The 15,634-nt window shown below is 42.2% G+C and carries 15 protein-coding genes; 6 read left to right on the top strand and 9 right to left on the bottom strand.

From position 1 onward, the window contains the following. Positions 1 to 53: 53 nt before the first annotated feature. The 4 genes from ACESMA_RS09125 to ACESMA_RS09110 all read right to left on the bottom strand — a co-directional run bounded on the left by ACESMA_RS09125 (position 54) and on the right by ACESMA_RS09110 (position 4,754). Positions 54 to 1,211, bottom strand: a complete 1,158-nt coding sequence (locus tag ACESMA_RS09125; RefSeq protein WP_372948490.1) for a glycoside hydrolase family 172 protein — start codon at positions 1,209 to 1,211, stop codon at positions 54 to 56. A gap of 118 nt (positions 1,212 to 1,329) precedes the next feature. Beyond that, positions 1,330 to 1,905, bottom strand: coding sequence for a hypothetical protein (locus ACESMA_RS09120; RefSeq protein ID WP_372948489.1), 576 nt, complete (start codon positions 1,903 to 1,905; stop codon positions 1,330 to 1,332). 81 nt (positions 1,906 to 1,986) lie between these two features. Next, the gene (locus ACESMA_RS09115) at positions 1,987 to 3,318 is read right to left on the bottom strand and encodes a c-type cytochrome (protein ID WP_372948488.1); all 1,332 of its coding nucleotides are present in this window, start codon (positions 3,316 to 3,318) and stop codon (positions 1,987 to 1,989) included. A gap of 20 nt (positions 3,319 to 3,338) precedes the next feature. Continuing rightward, positions 3,339 to 4,754: a c-type cytochrome gene (locus tag ACESMA_RS09110; protein ID WP_372948487.1), complete on the bottom strand. Its 1,416-nt coding sequence runs from the start codon at positions 4,752 to 4,754 to the stop codon at positions 3,339 to 3,341. A 162-nt stretch (positions 4,755 to 4,916) separates the two neighbouring features. Here ACESMA_RS09110 and ACESMA_RS09105 point away from each other — a divergent pair, with 162 nt between their 5' ends. Next, entirely contained in the window at positions 4,917 to 5,312 is a 396-nt protein-coding gene (locus tag ACESMA_RS09105; RefSeq protein ID WP_372948486.1) for a DUF2721 domain-containing protein, read from the top strand. 396 nt (positions 5,313 to 5,708) lie between these two features. Here ACESMA_RS09105 and ACESMA_RS09100 read toward each other — a convergent pair whose 3' ends face one another. The 5 genes from ACESMA_RS09100 to ACESMA_RS09080 form a co-directional block, all read right to left on the bottom strand. Continuing rightward, positions 5,709 to 6,536, bottom strand: coding sequence for a mechanosensitive ion channel family protein (locus ACESMA_RS09100; RefSeq protein WP_372948485.1), 828 nt, complete (start codon positions 6,534 to 6,536; stop codon positions 5,709 to 5,711). After that, a complete protein-coding gene (locus ACESMA_RS09095; RefSeq protein WP_372948484.1) occupies positions 6,533 to 7,303 on the bottom strand; it encodes a DUF432 domain-containing protein in 771 nt (256 codons plus the stop codon). Before ACESMA_RS09095 ends, ACESMA_RS09100 begins: the two co-directional genes overlap by 4 nt. A gap of 131 nt (positions 7,304 to 7,434) precedes the next feature. Continuing rightward, positions 7,435 to 7,941 (bottom strand): DUF4252 domain-containing protein, encoded by a 507-nt coding sequence (locus ACESMA_RS09090; protein WP_372948483.1) that lies wholly within the window; start codon positions 7,939 to 7,941, stop codon positions 7,435 to 7,437. A gap of 135 nt (positions 7,942 to 8,076) precedes the next feature. Then, the gene (locus ACESMA_RS09085; protein ID WP_372948482.1) at positions 8,077 to 8,610 is read right to left on the bottom strand and encodes a hypothetical protein; all 534 of its coding nucleotides are present in this window, start codon (positions 8,608 to 8,610) and stop codon (positions 8,077 to 8,079) included. Next, positions 8,567 to 9,109, bottom strand: a complete 543-nt coding sequence (locus tag ACESMA_RS09080) for an RNA polymerase sigma factor (RefSeq protein WP_372948481.1) — start codon at positions 9,107 to 9,109, stop codon at positions 8,567 to 8,569. Before ACESMA_RS09080 ends, ACESMA_RS09085 begins: the two co-directional genes overlap by 44 nt. A gap of 164 nt (positions 9,110 to 9,273) precedes the next feature. Here ACESMA_RS09080 and ACESMA_RS09075 point away from each other — a divergent pair, with 164 nt between their 5' ends. From ACESMA_RS09075 to ACESMA_RS09055, 5 genes are all read left to right on the top strand, one after another. Beyond that, the gene (locus ACESMA_RS09075; protein WP_372948480.1) at positions 9,274 to 10,554 is read left to right on the top strand and encodes a Gfo/Idh/MocA family protein; all 1,281 of its coding nucleotides are present in this window, start codon (positions 9,274 to 9,276) and stop codon (positions 10,552 to 10,554) included. A 138-nt stretch (positions 10,555 to 10,692) separates the two neighbouring features. Further along, a complete protein-coding gene (locus tag ACESMA_RS09070) occupies positions 10,693 to 11,574 on the top strand; it encodes an SMP-30/gluconolactonase/LRE family protein (protein WP_372948479.1) in 882 nt (293 codons plus the stop codon). Further along, positions 11,575 to 12,579 carry a Gfo/Idh/MocA family protein gene (locus ACESMA_RS09065; protein ID WP_372948478.1) on the top strand — a complete coding sequence of 335 codons (1,005 nt, stop codon included), beginning with the start codon at positions 11,575 to 11,577 and terminating at the stop codon, positions 12,577 to 12,579. A 41-nt stretch (positions 12,580 to 12,620) separates the two neighbouring features. Beyond that, a complete protein-coding gene (locus ACESMA_RS09060) occupies positions 12,621 to 13,229 on the top strand; it encodes an RNA polymerase sigma factor (protein ID WP_372948477.1) in 609 nt (202 codons plus the stop codon). A 1,038-nt stretch (positions 13,230 to 14,267) separates the two neighbouring features. Next, entirely contained in the window at positions 14,268 to 15,500 is a 1,233-nt protein-coding gene (locus ACESMA_RS09055) for a FecR family protein (RefSeq protein WP_372948476.1), read from the top strand. Positions 15,501 to 15,634 lie beyond the last annotated feature (134 nt).

Here is a 15,634-nt window from a genome sequence, read left to right as displayed (position 1 = left end):
GATTGCTTTAGAAACTGCTTTTTAAAAATTAATTTTCCGTTCTGTTCAGTTTATTAGTTTACTTCAAGTTTCTCCCATTCCGGCAGTTTTGGAAATTTGCCGTGTGGTTCGGCCTGGTACCAGAACGCCACCGAAGAGATATCTGATTTTTGCGGAAGATACCTTCCTCCGTGTCGCCAGCCCAAATCCTGAATGGTTACTTTTAAATCTTTTTCAAACCGAATGGGATCAAGAATATGCCACCGGTAAAGGCCAAACCGTTGCTGCGATTTGTATGCACCGTCGGGTTTGATAACCTGGTGCAAACCGGCATAAGGAGTATTGAAAACGGTGTATTGACCGCCCCTGTCGAAATTGTACGAACCGCAGAAATAATCTTCTGTACCTGTTCCGCAAATGGTTGGGAATTTGGTGTCTCCATCCATAAAAAACTTTATTTCACCCTCGCCCCACCATCCGTTTTTGTTAACTCCCCAGGCCATGTAAAGACCGACAAATTGGCCTTTGCCTTTAATGTTTTCAACAACAGTATAATCTGAAGTTTCATTAGGGTTTGTCCGGCGGAACTGAGCATGAAAATAAGCCGCATCATCGGGAAAATCAGTCAGGGTATAATCAATCTGGTAATAGAGCCTCATTTCGTCCTGGTCGTTTATATTTTCCATGGTAATTTTGCATTTTTTGTGGAAAGGCATTTGCCAGTAACAATTAAAAGCACTGCCCGGATTTACACAAATGGCCAGCGAACTGAGTGGTGCATATTCATTCCAGCCCATGGCAAAAAAATCGCCCACCGGCACCTCCACCGATGGTGTTTCCTCATCGTCCCAGTAAAACCGGAGGATGGAAAACCGCCAGTTTCCGGTAGGTGTCATCCAAATATGCTGAATAGCTCCAGGGCCTTCAATTTCAGCCAGCGTAAATGTTTCGCCGGGTTTTATGCGAATAAACGGATTAACTTTCCAGCCTTGCCCCAAATCGCGGGCTGCATTTGTAGCATTGGCCGTATTAACCGGAGCATCGGGGTCGGGAATGGCCATTCCACCTTTGCCTTTTTCACCTGTAAAATTTTCGGGACTGATAGAACGGGTTTTGGCGTCAGACATACGGAACAGGTTTCCCATATTCATGTTCAGACCGTTAAAATCTGACTGGGCAAATAACGGAGTGGCTGCAAGAAAAGCCATCATCAGGAAAATAGTTTTTTTCATGGTTATGCAGTTTTAATGTAACAATGAAGCTAAATTAAAACTTTTTGCAGTTTCAGGTTGAATTTTTTGCGATTTAGTTTACCACAAACTTTGATGTTTATTTTGGCTTAGCCAGAATTTAAATCTGGTGGGTTTGAAAAATAATAAAACCATAAACGGCAAACCTGATTAAACGAAAGACGGCATATCTCAGAAAACGCATTGAGGGGTAACCCGCTGACCCCACCATTAAACAAATGGCTGACCAGGGCAGGGGAGTAAGGGCCGCCACTATGATAAGAAAAATTCCGTATTTTTTTAACTGGGGCCACCACGTTTTCAGGTATTTAATGCGTACATATCTGAATGTGACTTTTTTATAAATGAATTGTCCGATCAAAAAAGTTACATATCCAAGTGCATACGACACTACTGCTAAAAAGGCAACGGTTAGTGTATAATTGATTACTCCACCCTTGTTGAAAGCCCAAATCATAAATAGTTCGGGAGGAATTATTCCAAAGAAAAACTCAGACGCAAAATAGATTAGGTAAATGATAAGTGGTTGGGCATAAAATTGTTCAACCCATGCATCCGGTGCTCTTGAGATAACAATTTCTTCGAAAAAAAAGTAAATACCCAGAATAACTGCAAGCCAGACTATTCCGCGTAGAAAGTTTTTTAAAAGAAATTGCATTCTCGAACTGAGTCTCATCGTTTTCAATGGTTTTATGAAACAGGGCGAAAAATACAACAAATTTTATTTCCAAAGGTTTTTTAGAGCCAAAATCAGACTTTATTCCCAATCAGTTTGCAATACATAATTAGCCACATCGGTAAGCTGTTTCTCTGTAAAATGCGGGAAACCAGCCATTGGAGGATAGTCCATCCGTTTTCTTCCGGGTTCTTTTATCCATTGTTTAAGCGCTTCAATATCATTTGTGTAAACCGGGGCGGCCTCTGCCATTGCCGGGCCAATCAGCCGCGTTGCAGGTGCGTGGCAAATGGCGCAGTTGGTTTGAAAAATATCCTGTCCGGGTGTGAATGAACCTGCTTCTGATTCTACCTGCGGCAATAAAAGGTTTTCATGCGCCTGCCTCACAGCTTCCCAATGGGCTGCCGTGCGTTCGGCCATCATTTCCTTGTGTGTTGACAGGGCGCTTTCGCGATACATGTGGCGGCCTGTTCCCATAAAGGCAACCAAAAAAGTAAACAATCCCAAAACCCAGTAGAATCGTTTGCCTGGAATATTACTGGCTTCACTGATCATTTTCCAAAGCTGGTACAAAATGATTGCTGCAATGGTTGCTCCGGCCAGAATCACCCAAAACAGTCCCCAGGTTACGCCCTTGCCCGGCAAGGTTAAAAACAACAACGGACCGAAAATGAATTGCGAACCTGTAGCTACAAGTACCAGGTTCACCATCTGTTTTTTGATTTCGCTTTTTAAAAGGGTTTCAAATTTGCCTTCCGTTGTAAATCCTCTGCGCCCGAACCAAAATGCCAGAAATAATCCTGTTATAGCCATACTAGCCGTTATAAAATGAAAATAGCGCGGGAAAACGTTGGGCAGGGTGAGTGCATCAAAAAATCCCTTAATTTCTCCCCATTTTTCAGGGAAAAGCATCAGATTAATGTTGGTGAGGAAGATAAAGGGAATGAGCAGAAAGCTGAATACTCCGATTCCCAAAATTCCAAGATGTACAGGTTTGTTGTCCGCCAAGCGGTCCCATGAATATTTGTGCAGATAAAGCAGAAGAAAAGATACAGCTACCCAGGGAACCACTGAAATCCAGATGTTTCCGGTCAGTGCGTTTGAGGAATAAAAATACAGTGTGTAAAGCACATTAATAGACAATAGCGGAGCAACACCCAATACCACTGCCAGACTTTTATTTACCGTAATTGTCGCAGCAATTTCACGGGCCAGGTTATCGTAGTCTTTATTTTTTTGACCCTTCAGTTCGTACCAAAAGGTAAGCACGCTTCCGCCAATCATCAGGTTAATGAACAGAATGTGTAACAAAAAGGAAAAAACCAAAATAATAACCAGCAACCACTCCGGTAATGGCATTGGCAGAGGAATATCTTTCGGAACAGGTATCTGATTTAAAACAGTAAGTATCATTTTTTTTGGTTTTAAGCAGGTTAGAATTTTATTTCTTTTACATCGACTCCCTTAATCTGAGGCCCTTCCAGCGTTTTTGGCCGTTTTTGCTGTTCGGCAAGGTATGCGGCCAGTGCATCCAGTTCGTCATCGTTTCCGGGGAATGGCGGCATGTAATATCTTACGTTGTGCATATTTTTCATATATACCTTCATGGCTTCTTCGTTCAGCGGATTTTCAGTACCGTACATCCGCTCGAATTTACGCACCACCGAACTAATGCCGTGCGTGGTGTGGCAACGGGTACAGGCCAGGGTAAAAACAGCCTCGCCGGCAGCTACCTTGTTTTCTTCTGTAACCTCGGAAAATTCTGTGTAAGGCGAATGTTTCAAAATTCCGGTTTGCTGATACAACGGGTATTCATCCACTAAAATTCCATTGGCATACATGTATTCGCCAATTACATAAGGTTTTCGTATAAATTCCCGAATTCTTTCAAAAGTACCGAGAAACAGAAACGAAGCAATTACCGGGATAATCAGCAGGTGTTTAGGTAACCTGCGGGGTGAAAAGGTGCCTAAAATACCAACGGAAAATCCGATGGCAATTACTACAATCATAACGGTTAACAGCGAACTGTACCAATCCTGAAACTGCTGGGTGCCGAATGCTACAGGCAAGTTTCCAATCATTGCGCGCGGAATGTGCCAGTAATACAAAAATGCACCCGATGCGGCAACAGGCATCCATAACAAAATCCAGAACGAAATGTATTTCAGGATATTGGTTTTCCATTTATTCTGTTTTTTTAGAGCATAAGCTACAAACATTAACGCTACGGTGCCGGCCATCATCATGGCAACAGGGGTGCGGAAAACAAGTTGCGGCAAATAAAGCGGGTTTAAAAATCCGGTTACAAGCGATTTCTTTTCAATCCAACTGCCCGGGTCCATCATAAATGCGAGGATGCCTACAATTATGGCCATGGTAAGCCAGGAGAAAATGCTGAGCCACACCCCGAAAAGAATATGCTGTCTTTTGCGTTTGGGCGATTCGTTTGATTTTTTCCAGGTGAGGAAATAAATCATGATGAAAACTACTTCAAGCACAAAAATGATCCACTCGGTAAACCAGGCGAAGTAAAACACCCGGATGAGGCTACCGAGCGATGCCGGGTTGGCCAGCGACGCTGCAAACCATATTCCGACTCCAGTGAGTGCACCCACAGTTGTGGTAATCACAAACGCAAAAAACATGAGCTTACGGGCTGTTTCGTCCCAGGCTTTACCTTCATCGGGTTTGGTTTTTCTTTTCAGGTAACCTCTGAATTCCAGAATTGTTACCAATGGTGCAAAACCCACGGCCAGTGCATGGTTGATTATAACGTGCAGAATGGCAATAACAGCAACCAACATACGGTTGCCCATAAAATCGAGATGAAACAACGGAAAATCCATGATTCCTGGTTTTTTTATTTTCCGAAAAATAGGAATAATTCTTTTTGGTTCTCCTGACAAATGAACAAAAAACCGGAATAAAATTAGATTGGCCTATGCAAACGCAATTAGCCTCTGTGCCTTATCTTCTTTTTTGTAACTTTACAAGCTAAACCAAAAGTTATGCACGAAGCATTTACACTTACAACTCCGGCCCTTTTATTTTCAGCGGTTTCGCTGATTTTGCTGGCCTACACCAACCGGTTTATTGCCTATACCGGCGTGGTGCGTAATCTTTACAAACAATATAAAGAGAATCCAACCTCGGTACTGAAAGGGCAAATCAATAACCTGCGTAAACGGCTTTACCTTATCCGTACTATGCAACTGTTTGGCGTTTTCAGTCTGTTTTTGTGTGTGGCCACCATGTTGCTTCTTTTTGTGAGTTATTTGCTGGTTGCAGCTTATTTTTTCGGGGCAGCACTTTTGCTGCTTTGTGCATCGCTGGCCCTCTCCATTTGGGAAATACAAATTTCGGTAAAAGCGCTTGAGCTGCATTTGAGTAATATGGAGGAGTAAGTTAAAGTGTATCATACTGTCGAAATCTCTTTAATTTAAAGGCAGGTCAATTATTTCGAGCACCTGGAATTTTATTTTCAAGCTTCATTTTACATATTTAACCTCTGAACTCGAAACAATACTCCCGTCTTCCAACTCCCGACTTCCGACTCCTCCTCCCCCACTTTATTTAACCTTATCCTCTCCCCTTTTTAGGGGAGATGTCCGGCGTAGGATTTGCGGGAAGGCATGGACAGTGGAGTGCAACATCAAACATTCCTTATTCTCTCCCCTATACTTTTTTGTCACCTTAAATTATGAAAGGACAGTCTTCCAACTTCCAACTTCCCTCTTCGGTCTTCCGACTGGACTTCCGACTTCCAACTTCCGACTTCCCTCTTCCAACTTCCCTCTTCTTCACTTCTTCACCTCCATCGGAAACGCCTTCGTTTCTTCACCGGTATAAAGACTGATGTGCGGGAAAGGAATTTCAATACCTTCGCGGTTAAAAGCTTCTTTAATTTCGCGGAAAACAGAATTTTTTACCTGAAGGTAGTTTTCACGGATGGTCCACACACCAAGTTGAATGTCGATTCCGCTGGCTCCAAATGCCTGGAAAATAATAATCGGTTCCGGTTCGTCCAAACAAAGCGGATTTTGTCTGGCAACCTCCTCGAGAATACTTTTTACTTTGCCCAAATCTTCTTTGTAGGCAACACTTACAATAACATCCATCCTGCGAATGGGAAACCGGGTTACATTGATTAACTCGGTGCTGATAACCGTTTGATTAGGGATTCGAATCAAGAGGTTGTCGAATGTTCTTATTTTTATGGAAAGCAAATCGATGCTGTAAACGGTGCCGGTTTTGTCGCCGATTCTGATGACATCGCCAATTTCAAACGATTTTTCCGACACCAGAAAAAAACCGCTAATGATGTTTCCAATACTGGTTTGCGAGGCGATACCCACAACAAGGCCAATTACACCAGCAGCTCCAAAAATGGGTGCCAAGCTAATTTCCAGTTCCGAAATTACAATCAGCACCAAAATGATAAATCCCGTGTATTGAACAGCCCGGTCAATAATCATTTTGCGCTGCCGCGACCATTTCAGTGGCAATATTTTTTTTACAAGAAAGGCAATGAAATAAATAACAGCAATTCCCACTGCCAAAATAACAGCAATCCGTATGATTTTTTCAAGGGTTGCTGCAGTAAAAAAGTCTGACCATTCGATGTTCATATTTCCTGTTTATATAGGTTTTTAATGAAATGAAAATTCATTTTCAGCAGGTTTCTGGTACTTTCGCTGCGTGGTTTGGTAACCAGTTCTGCCTTTTCACCATGAAATGATTTGGAATAATGGTAGGTTGCCGAGCTAATTACCTCCTTTCCCCTGTATTCAACAAGCAACTGACTGGTGATAATATTTTCTTTGTTTTGATACAATCCCATATTTTCCACCCTGATGATGAGTCTCTCTACCTCGAGAACGCCGTGAGAGTTATTATGGATGGTTACCGGACAAATGCTCTCGAAAGGCGAGAATACTGCTTCTTCCATTGTCATGAAAAAACCGCTTCCGATGGAAAAAGCCGGTTCGCCATCGAATGGCTCGCCAAACCATGTATCGGAAAGACGCTGGGTGGGAAATTCTTTCAAAAGGTTTTCAGGAATTATTTTCGAAAAATATACCTGAATGGTTAAAGGGATTTTTAAAAAGAAAGTGAGTTTTTGCCCGGGTGATACGTGAAGTTTACTGCCTTTAAATAGCAGGGGTTTTTCAGGAAGCGCAGGAACAATGAGAAGTGAGTTTGATTTACCGGTTTGAAAATATTCACCCTGCTCAAAATCCGGTTTTTCAGTGTCATCACCGGAAAAAAAATCTGGAAATAAAAGAATCCATCCCTCATTTTTACGTTGAGCTCCCAGGGTAAATCGTTCGCCGGAAAACAGGCGGTGTTCATCAGGTTTAAACTGGTGTTTTCCAAAAATTGCGTTATCAGGCATTTCAGTCAATATTAAAATTGTGCCCATAAAATTAAAAAAATGCACCAACTAATGGCTGTGCGAATCATAAAAAAAGAGACCGGTGGGGTTTTTCCACCGGTCTCTTCACTTTTCAGGAATGTTGATTCCGCTTATTCAACCTTCTTTCCCCCTACATTAATGTCCAGTGATTTGGTTATTTTTCCAATGTTTTCAGGGTCGATGACTCCACTGATGCTGATAAGCGCATTATCGTCGCCGCCAACTACCAGAATCAGATCAGAAAATTTTCCGTTGCCGCCGTCTTTCGCCAGAAAACGCACTACTTCGCTGGCTTCGGTAACCTCCATCAGCACTTCGTATTCGTTGTTTTTGAAAAAACCGTCTGTTTCCAGCTCTTTGTAAAAGTCCAGCTTCCCGGTAATTTCTTCATTGTCAACCGAAAGAATTCGTATGCCGGTTAGTTTTGATAACACATCGTCGGCTGCTTTATCTCCGGTTTCCATTTGACTGGCAAATCCCAGTAATTTTCCCGAAATATTTACTGTGGTAAAGCCCTCTTTGTTGGCATATTTTTCAAACAACCTTTCAACGGGCGATTTTTGTGCAAGTACTGCCATCGGCAATACAACTGCAAGAATTAAGATTAATCGTTTCATGGCATTCCATTTTAAATTTTTAAGTTTCAATTTTTTCACTCCTTCTTTTTTCATTTTTATTTTCTCTAATCAAACTGCAACTGTCCATTTCAACTGTCCATTGCGACTGTCCACTGCGACTGTGACTGTGACTGTTCACTGTCCTCCTCTCATATTTTCGATCTTTTCCAAATATTCATTTACCGGTTTCACTCCTTTTTGCATGGGTTCCTTAGCTGTTTCCAGCTTGTCGAAATTTGCCAGGCCAGCCAGTCCTTTGTTGTATTTTTCCGAAACATATCCGAGCGTTTGTTCGGCGTAGGCATAAGCTAATTCCGGATTGTCGAACGTATCTTTAAACGGTTCTTTTTCATGCTGGTAGAAAAGCACTCCGCCAATCACAATAATTATGGAGGCTGCAATTCCGGTAACCATTTGCCACAGCCAGCGTTTATTCGTAGTTTTATCCGGTTCATTTTTCAGAATGAAATCCATGATTTCCACTTCAAGTTCTTCATCTCTTCCGGTTTCAGAAAGCGCTGAAATCCCACTGAAAAACCCTTCATATTCCTTCAATTCATCTGCTACGTTTTCAGACTGAAAATATTTTTCCAGTAGCCGTTCTTCGGCCAGTGTGCTTTCGCCGTTAAAATAGCGTTGCAGCAATTGTTTTATTTCTTTCGTTTCCATTTGAATTCAATTTTAAAAATTCATCGCGTACTTTTTTTCTTGCCCTCGACAGGTTTACCCTGATGGCATTTACCTGTAATCCTGTTTGTTCTGCAATTTCTTCGTACTCCAGTTGTTCTATATCGCGTAAGTGCATTACTTTTTGCTGAATTTCAGGCAATTGTTCAATCAATGTTTTTACCTGTCCGGCAGCTTCGCTTAATTCAATTTGTGAATGAACATCAATGGTTTCCTGTTTCATTTTGCGGTCGGTTTCTGCATCAATGGGCACCACTTTGTTTGCCCTTAAAATATCGAGGCATCGGTTCCGGGTCATCCGCATGGCAAAAGCTTCCATATTTTCAATCTCGTCCAGTTCTTCCTTTTTTTGCCAAAGTTTCAGAAATACATCCTGTACCACATCTTTGGCTTCGTCCTCGTCTTTCAGAAAGTGGACCGCAAACCGGAGCAACTTTTTGCTCACTGGCAGAACCCTCGTTTTGAAATCACTGTCAACCATTTGTTTTGCTGTTTCTCGCTGCTTTTTTAGCAGGTTTTCAAAGTTAAGACGCAGGGGGGTAAAATTTATTACATCGAAAGATTTTTTTTTTGATCCCTCCGCATCCTTTTCAATGCACTTCACGCAAAATTTTATTATTTTAAGCGAATTTAAAACCGTAATATATGGACAGAAGATCATTTATTCAAAAAGCGTCAGTCAGTACCGCCGGAATGGTAACGGCTTTTCACATTCCTGCTTTTGCCCAAAACCGGAAGATTAAAATCGGGTTAATTGGTGCAGGCTGGTATGGTATGGTGGTAGCCAAGGCTGCCCTGAAAGTAGGTGGAGTTGAACTTGTTGCCGTTTGCGACGTTGATTCCGAACACCTGAAAAGCAGCGCTGCCGAACTCGTGTCGCTTCAGGGAAACCGTCCCAAAGAATTTAAAGACTACCGTGAATTGCTCGATATGAAAGGCCTGGAAGCAGTGATAATTGGAACCCCGCCACAATGGCATGCAATGCAGTTTGTGGCGGCCTGCGAAAAAGGACTCGATATTTTCTGTGAAAAACCGCTGGCCTACGATGTGGAAGAAGGGAAAGCCATGATTATGGCCGTGGAAAAAGCCGGAAACATTGTGCAAATTGGTTTTCAACGGCGACAAAGTGCGGCATTTCAAAAAGCCAAAGAACTGATTCAGGATGGAACCACGGGAAAAATTCATCAGATTGGCGCACAGATTCATTACAATCCGGTACATGAAGACACCACCATTCAGGACCCGCCGGCTTCGCTCGACTGGGATACCTGGTGCGGACCGGCACCCAAACTTCCTTACCGGCCAAGCATCGGACATAAAGCCTGGCGCCTGGAAAAAGAATACGGTAACGGCCATCTGGTTGACTGGGGCATTCATCACATCGACATCATCCGCACGATTATGGGAATGGAAATTCCGAAGTCGTTTCAAACATACGGGGAGATGGAAATTTTGAAAGACAAAATTACCACACCCGACACGCTGAATGCTACGATGCTTTTTGAAGAATGTCCGGTAATCTGGCAGCACAGGTTGTGGGGAAGCGGCGACTTGAATCCGCAGTTTAACAACGGGGTTTTCTTTTACGGCGAAAAAGCCACCCTGTTTGCATCCGACAACAAGCTGGTTTTGATGCCTGCCGGAAGAAACCAGAGTCCGCAGGAAATGGATGTTCCAACAACCGATATGCAGGAAAAACATGTGGCCGATTTTATTAACGCAGTAAAGGCAAAAGATAAGCGGTTACTGAGCTGCACCACCGAAGACGCCTGGAAATCGACCACAACGGTTCAACTGGCTACAGCCGCTTATTATATCGGCAGCGAAATAAAATGGGATGCTGTTTCCAAAACGGTCACAAACAATCCGGCGGCAGCAAAATTGCTGGCCCGAAATTACAGAAACGGATATCAAAGACCATCTTAAAGAATTAATATTCTTTAGTGTCAGTATGAGCGTAGTCGAAGACGTCATGAAACACACTTCAACTACGCTCAGTGTGACATCAGATTTAATACTTATAAGATGGATAAAAAATTGGAATTGTACTATAAATTATTTAAAATGAAAATATTAAGTATTGCTTTTTTCTTATTGATTTCTTTTACAGCTTTTTCACAAAAAGGCAACATCATAGCAAAGAATGCTGAGATAGAAAAAGCCGGAACAGGTTTTGCATTTACCGAAGGCCCTGCGGTTGCGCCTGACGGGAAAGTCTATTTTACCGATCAGCCCAACGACCGCATCTATGTGTGGGACGAAAAAGACGGTGTTTCATTGTGGCTGGAAGGTACACGCCGCTCCAACGGCATGTATTTCAATTCCAAAGGTCAATTGGTTACCTGTGCCGATTTGTACAACCAGCTCGGTTATTTCGATGAAAACAAGGAGTTTCACCTCATTCACGAAGGATACAACGGAAAGCTGCTCAACGCACCCAACGATTTGTGGATTGCACCCAATGGCGGCATTTATTTTTCCGATCCATATTACCACCGGAAATGGTGGAAAGAGGGCAGGACCCAGGAGCAGGACGTAAAGGGAGTTTACTACCTGAACCCGGAAGGTAAAATTACACGGGTTATCGACGATTTTGTTCAGCCAAACGGTCTAATTGGAACTCCTGACGGGAATACTTTGTACGCCGCTGATATCAACGATAAAAAAATCTGGAAGTACGACATTCAATCTGATGGCACACTGGCCAACAAAACATTTTTTGCTCCTCATGGGTCCGACGGCATGACCCTCGACAACAAAGGAAATGTGTATCTCACATCGAAGAAAGTCTGGGTTTATTCTCCTAAAGGTGAACTGGTTCAGGGAATTGAATTTCCCGAAAGTCCGGCGAATATCTGTTTTGGAGGCAAAAAGCGAAAAACACTTTTTGTTACGGCACGAACATCAGTTTACACATTGAAAATGAAAGTGAAAGGAGTGGACTAGATGATTAAAATCGTTGTGGTTGGTTTTGGGTTTATGGGAAAAACCCATACCGGGAATATTCTGAAAAATCCCAATGCGCAATTGGTCGCCATCGTGGACAAAAACACAGAAAACATTCAAAAAAATCTAAAAGATGAATCGGGAAATTTTTCAACTGATTCTTTTGGGGAAGAAGAACTGTTGAAAGTGAATATTTATGCCGATTTTGCAGAATGCCTGGAAGCCGAAAAACCAGACGCCTGTGTAATTGCTGTGCATACCAATCTGCATGTTGAAATGGCAAAACTGGCACTCGAATCCGGATGCCATGTTTTTCTGGAAAAACCGTTTACACTTGACATCAAGGAGGGAGAAAAGCTTATTGATTTAGCTCGTGCAAAAAACAGAATTTTAATGATTGGCCACGTGGTAAGGTTTATGCCGGCCTACCAAACGCTAAAAAGCTGGATTGACACAGAAGAATTTGGTAAGCTGGAATTTTTATCCCTGGCCCGTTTTTCGGGTGTACCGGCCTGGGGTCAGTGGAAAGACAAACAAAAAGATTTCGGTTCATCGGGCGGCGCTCTGTTCGACCTGGTGATTCACGACATCGATTTTGCCCAGTGGGTTTGCGGCGTTCCCGACGAAATCAGCGCCAGTTGCCTGCCTGGCAAACTCAGCAATCACGATTATGTTTCGGCACTTTGGAGTTACAGCAAGAAGAATCTGCACGTAAAAATTGAAGGCGGAAATACCTTCCACACTGCTTATCCGTTTCAGGCCTCATTTTCGGCAAGGTTCGAAAATGCCAGCGTTCTTTATTATCCCAAAGACCCGGAAAACATCATCGTTACAACCGATACCGAAACCACCTTAATCCCTGCCGGCGATGCCAATAATGGATTTTCAGAAGAACTGGACTATTTTGTTTCATGCATTGCAAAAAATAAACAGCCTGAAAAGTGCACACCGCAATCGGCATTGGAAAGTATAAAAATTTGTCACCGGCACGTGAAACCGTTTTGAATTCGAATAAATTGAACCTATATTTGGCACTTTCTAACTGAATGAAGCCGAACAAAAAAATATGGGATGACTTCCGCAAAGGCGAAAATTACGCCCTTTCCCATATCTATTTTCAGCATGTTCAAATGCTTTACCGGTATGGAAAAAAGTTTTCGCAGGACGACGAATTAATAAAAGATACCATTCAGGATTTGTTCTTCGACCTCATCCGTACCCGCAAAAATCTCGGAGAAACCGATAACATTTGTTTTTACCTGATGGCCTCATTTCGCCGGAAACTGGCAAAAAGTGGCAATAAAAAAATCCCGCTGGAATATTCCGGTGACGAGGATTTTGCAGCCGAAATTGTCTATTCTGCCGAGCATGACCTTATTGATAAAGAAGAATTTACACAACGCGAACAGGCAGTTAAAAAAGCACTGGCCGGGCTCAGCCCAAAACAACGGGAAATTCTTTACTATAAGTTTACCTGCAATTTCGAATACGATCAGATTTGTGAAATAATGAAACTGCAGTACGATTCGGCCCGGAAACAGGTCTCGCGAGCCCTGAAGGCCATGAAAGAAATTCTCTCCGGTTCGGACCTGTTTCTCTTCTTTTTGGGTATTCTTTCTGACAGAAATGATTTTCCCGCAGATTCCGCAGATTAACGCAAATGTTTTATGGATTCAAAGAAGGACTCGCTCCGAGCAATTGCCTGCGTTTCATCAAGGCTTCATCCCCCTTTGAACGTTTTTAAAATCTTGAAGCACAATGCTTTATTCAAAGGGGGTTTGGGGGATTGGAAGCACAAAAAATTTGTTATGGTTTATTCGTTTTTAATTGCGTTTACCAATATTAATAAATGAATTTATAAAAATCGGATAGTTCTAAATCCCCCTTTAGTTCCCCCTTTGGAATTCATAAATCATTTTTCATGGCAAAATAAGCATCCAAGGGGGACTGGCTCCGAATAACCACCTGCGTTTCATCATCGCTTTGTCCCCCTTTGCCTGTTAATAAAATCAGATAGCACATTGTCATATGCAATGGGGGATTTCAGGGGGATTTAAAGCAAATAATACATAAAAAATCAAATCTTAAACCATAAAATTTTTTCGAATATCCATCTTCATTTTTTTATTTCTGGTACTGAATCCCCCTATAATCCCCCTTTGGAAATCATAAATCGTTTTCCACCACAAAATAGCATCCAAAGGGGGATGTGCTCCGAATAACCACCTGCGTTTCATCAACGCTTTGTCCCCCTTTGCCTGTTAATAAAATCAGATAGCACATTGTCATATGCAAAGGGGGATTTCAGGGGGATTGGAACCACAAAAAACAATAGGAATCCCAAACTTACCGCTTCTTTTTTGTCCACAAAACTCCAATTCCCGGCTTTCTCTAAAAAAGGGTAGTGTTCTGCCCGAAATCATAGTTTAGGTTAGTTGGAAACAGCGCTCTTTTTAATAGGAGCGCTTTTCTTTTTTCGAAGCATAAATTTCCAATTTTTACCAACGGTTCATTGAAACCTCTTCATCCCCCTTTGATTGCTGATTTTCTATTGGAATTTATTGCTCAATATCAAAAGGGGGATTCAGGGGGATTATAAAATTCAAAATTCATTTTTAAAAAATTTTTAAGATTTTTTGTCCACAAAAAATCAAAACCTGCCTTTCTTTTATTATAGACAACCAAAAATTTGAATGAAACCAGAATTTTTTAAATACAACCTGGAACAACTCCTCGAAGAAAAATCCTTCATTTCGTGGGTATTAAATCAGGAAAACAATACAGAATGGGAGCGTTTTGTGGAATCCAATCCCGGATTTCGTTCCAAAGCCAAAAAAGCCCGCGAGATAATACACATGCTGCAGGACCGTTACGAGGTACTCGATGAAAACTCCGTTCTGGAAATCTGGAAAAACATCGATAAATATGAACAACAATACAAGCAAAAAATAAGAAGATTGAAGATCAGAAGAAGGCTCAGTTGGGCTGCTTCGGTTTTGCTTGTTGTTTCGCTGGGTACGTTTGGTTACCTGTATTTAAATGAAAAGGACCAGGGCTATCAGTTTGTTACTTCAGATTTACAACAAAACAGCAAAGCCCGGATGGTACTCTCCACAGGAGAGGAAATTGCACTGAAAAAAGACAACTCTACCATAGCGCTGAACGATGCCGCCAGTCAGGTAACGGTAAACGACAGTATTGTCAATTTATCGGAACAAACAGGCACCGGGCAGCAAACGGCGCAGATGAATGAGGTAATTATTCCTTATGGAAAAAAGACGGAACTGTTACTGGCCGACGGCACAAAAGTGTGGTTAAACGCAGGCAGCCGGTTGGCTTTTCCATCAAAATTTACGAAAAACACCCGCGAAATTTACCTTGAGGGTGAAGCCTGTTTTCTGGTAGCAAAAAATGAAAACCAGCCTTTTATAGTAAAAACCGGAGGATTGGATGTGAAAGTATTGGGAACCCACTTTAATGTGTCGGCATACTCCAAAGATGCGACCATTGAAACCGTTTTGCTTGAAGGAAGCGTTGCCGTGCAAAAACCAAAAGCTTTCGGGCTCGGGAAAACGGAAGTTGTTTTAAAACCCAGCCAAAAAGCCAGTTTTCAAAAAGAAGAAAGCGAATTTACGGTTACCGACGAAGTTGATGTTGATTTGTACGTCGCCTGGACTTACGGCTGGCTGAAATACGACAAGGAAAGCCTTCTGTCGGTGCTGCGAAAAGTGGAACGCTACTACAATGTAGAAATTCAATTGCCGGCTAATTATCCCGGCGACGATTTAATCACCGGAAAGCTCGACTTGAAAGAATCGCTGGATGCCGTTATGGTGGTGTTGGCCGATGCTTCGCGGTTTGAATTCCGGATAAACGAAAATAAAGTATTTATTGAAAAGAAAATGGAAGAATTGAGACGACGATAATGGATCAATAAAAAAAGAAAACCGGAAGGCGTGCAGGCCCACCGGCTTTCGGATAAATTAAAATAGTGTTTAATCTAAACGATGTAAAGGTATGAAAAAACTTTGTATGTTATTTTGCTTCTCACGTGGAAGCA

Source organism: Mariniphaga sp. (assembly GCF_041687215.1).
In the GTDB taxonomy this organism is placed as follows: Bacteria; Bacteroidota; Bacteroidia; order Bacteroidales; family Prolixibacteraceae; genus Mariniphaga.
This window is presented reverse-complemented; position numbering and strand designations above follow the sequence as displayed.

Bases quoted from the DNA above. Each gene is read 5' to 3' on its own strand.
- ACESMA_RS09080 (WP_372948481.1), bottom strand. From the start codon at position 9,109: ATGGTTGACAGTGATTTCAAAACGAGGGTTCTGCCAGTGAGCAAAAAG.
- ACESMA_RS09120 (WP_372948489.1), bottom strand. From the start codon at position 1,905: ATGAGACTCAGTTCGAGAATGCAATTTCTTTTAAAAAACTTTCTACGC.
- ACESMA_RS09055 (WP_372948476.1), top strand. From the start codon at position 14,268: ATGAAACCAGAATTTTTTAAATACAACCTGGAACAACTCCTCGAAGAA.
- ACESMA_RS09070 (WP_372948479.1), top strand. From the start codon at position 10,693: ATGAAAATATTAAGTATTGCTTTTTTCTTATTGATTTCTTTTACAGCT.
- ACESMA_RS09075 (WP_372948480.1), top strand. From the start codon at position 9,274: ATGGACAGAAGATCATTTATTCAAAAAGCGTCAGTCAGTACCGCCGGA.
- ACESMA_RS09085 (WP_372948482.1), bottom strand. From the start codon at position 8,610: ATGGAAACGAAAGAAATAAAACAATTGCTGCAACGCTATTTTAACGGC.
- ACESMA_RS09125 (WP_372948490.1), bottom strand. From the start codon at position 1,211: ATGAAAAAAACTATTTTCCTGATGATGGCTTTTCTTGCAGCCACTCCG.
- ACESMA_RS09100 (WP_372948485.1), bottom strand. From the start codon at position 6,536: ATGAACATCGAATGGTCAGACTTTTTTACTGCAGCAACCCTTGAAAAA.
- ACESMA_RS09060 (WP_372948477.1), top strand. From the start codon at position 12,621: ATGAAGCCGAACAAAAAAATATGGGATGACTTCCGCAAAGGCGAAAAT.
- ACESMA_RS09065 (WP_372948478.1), top strand. From the start codon at position 11,575: ATGATTAAAATCGTTGTGGTTGGTTTTGGGTTTATGGGAAAAACCCAT.
- ACESMA_RS09110 (WP_372948487.1), bottom strand. From the start codon at position 4,754: ATGGATTTTCCGTTGTTTCATCTCGATTTTATGGGCAACCGTATGTTG.
- ACESMA_RS09115 (WP_372948488.1), bottom strand. From the start codon at position 3,318: ATGATACTTACTGTTTTAAATCAGATACCTGTTCCGAAAGATATTCCT.
- ACESMA_RS09095 (WP_372948484.1), bottom strand. From the start codon at position 7,303: ATGCCTGATAACGCAATTTTTGGAAAACACCAGTTTAAACCTGATGAA.
- ACESMA_RS09090 (WP_372948483.1), bottom strand. From the start codon at position 7,941: ATGAAACGATTAATCTTAATTCTTGCAGTTGTATTGCCGATGGCAGTA.
- ACESMA_RS09105 (WP_372948486.1), top strand. From the start codon at position 4,917: ATGCACGAAGCATTTACACTTACAACTCCGGCCCTTTTATTTTCAGCG.